Annotated in this window: 2 protein-coding genes and 2 pseudogenes; all 4 read left to right on the top strand. The window is 42.1% G+C overall.

Features of this window, described 5'->3' with window-relative positions; all coding sequences use genetic code 11:
• A partial coding sequence (locus DES37_RS25720) for a DUF805 domain-containing protein (protein WP_425451746.1) occupies positions 1-201 on the top strand: 201 nt, incomplete at its 5' end.
• Between the two features lie 13 nt (positions 202-214).
• A pseudogene (locus tag DES37_RS25425) lies at positions 215-742 on the top strand (RHS repeat-associated core domain-containing protein); the annotation flags it as partial.
• A complete protein-coding gene (locus DES37_RS25420) occupies positions 739-1,218 on the top strand; it encodes a hypothetical protein (RefSeq protein ID WP_110028301.1) in 480 nt (159 codons plus the stop codon). The pseudogene DES37_RS25425 and the gene DES37_RS25420, both read left to right, overlap by 4 nt.
• A 146-nt stretch (positions 1,219-1,364) precedes the next feature.
• Positions 1,365-1,604 (top strand): annotated as a pseudogene (locus DES37_RS25415) (ADP-ribosylglycohydrolase family protein); the annotation flags it as partial.

Genomic DNA, 1,604 nt, shown 5'->3' with positions numbered 1-1,604 from the left:
TTCGGCTGGCTGAGATTATCCTCTGCGGAGGATACCAGCATTATTCTGTTACTGTGTTTTATCCTGCCGTTACTGGCTTCCGCGGTTCGCAGAATCAATGACGCCGGTTACTCGCGGTTTGTGATTATTCTGTTGGTGTTTTTCCCTTATATTCTTTTTCCCTTCCTGTTGTTGCCCGCCTCAGTGAATACCAGTAAGTAAATTCCTGTAACCTTTCAGGTATTACGACCCGGACAGCGGGCGGTTCACGCAGCAGGACCCGATAGGGCTGGCAGGCGGACTGAACCTGTACCAGTACGCGCCAAATGCGCAGGGCTGGGTGGATCCGTTGGGGTTGAGTAAGTGTAATGACCCATCTAAAGAAGCGACTAAATGGCAAGGTCCAGGGAATGATGACTATCCAGGGGGCGATGTTTATACTAATAGGAAATTGAAGAAGGGAACAATATTGTATGCTTTACATCCTAATGGAAATCAACAACCAGCCTATACAGTTACTTATCCAACTATAAGACAATTCAAAGGCGATCCTATTGGTTACCATCAAGCATTACAGATTAAGTTAGATCCTAGATGGCCTGTTAGAACACAAGCTAGAGCATACTATGTTTCAGAAGACATTAATGTTGCTTATGGGCGAGCTGGTGCGAATGAAATATATGGTAAAGGTGGTGGGTTGCAATTCTTCATTCCAGAAGAATTAAGGCATTTATTGATTCCTGGCAAGGTAATAGATATATGATTGATTTTAATATTGATATTTCTTCAGGTGCGTTACTTTTTAATGGTGAGCGTTTGGAGGCTAAAGACCACAATGAGTGGGTCGTTTCGTCGATTTATGATAAATTAAAAAATGTAAATGAAGCTAATCAGATAATTCCTTATCATTATTTGGTCAATGATATTTTATGGATGGGGAGAGTTTTTGAATTAACGATTAGGCCTGCATGTTTTGAAAATACTCCATTCATGTTATATTTTGTTAATAAGGGTGGGGTATATTATCGCTCACTATCTAACTGGGAGGAAAGGAGTGATATTAATATGTTGGAATATGAGATTGATGAGCTTTTTAACTGGCTTTTCAATGAGCTTCGCTTATCGGATGATTATGTGAAAATAGATCATGGCTATAGATGGGAGTTTTCTTGGGGGCGTATCTCGGTCTCTTTCGAAACAAAATCATTTAATTGTGGAATTTATATTAGTTATTATTAATGATGTCCATTTTTACTGTTTTGTTTAGCTGGTTTTGAATAAGTGATTCTTTAAATGAATTAAATAGGCGCGCCTGATATTGAATGCAATAGCTGAGGTATCAACCCCTCTTTTCACAATGAGTTTGATCCCTTTCAGCCAGAACTTACTGGCATAAAACCCGCGATGAAATCCGTTCCAGTGGCTATGTGATTGATACCCTGGAAGCCGCGCTCTGGGCTGTCTGGCACACCGATAATTTCCGGGATACCGTGCTCTCGCCGCCAACCTGGCGGATGACGCAGACAGTGTGGCAACTGGCTGGTGCACTTTATGGCTGGCAGGGCATCCCGGCAGAGTGGAGAACGAAACTGGCGCAGCATGAGCATATTGTGTCGCTTGCTGAC

Source organism: Mangrovibacter plantisponsor, from assembly GCF_003182475.1.
Taxonomy (GTDB): Bacteria; Pseudomonadota; Gammaproteobacteria; order Enterobacterales; family Enterobacteriaceae; genus Mangrovibacter; species Mangrovibacter plantisponsor.
This window is presented reverse-complemented; position numbering and strand designations above follow the sequence as displayed.

Bases quoted from the DNA above. Each gene is read 5' to 3' on its own strand.
- DES37_RS25420 (WP_110028301.1), top strand. From the start codon at position 739: ATGATTGATTTTAATATTGATATTTCTTCAGGTGCGTTACTTTTTAAT.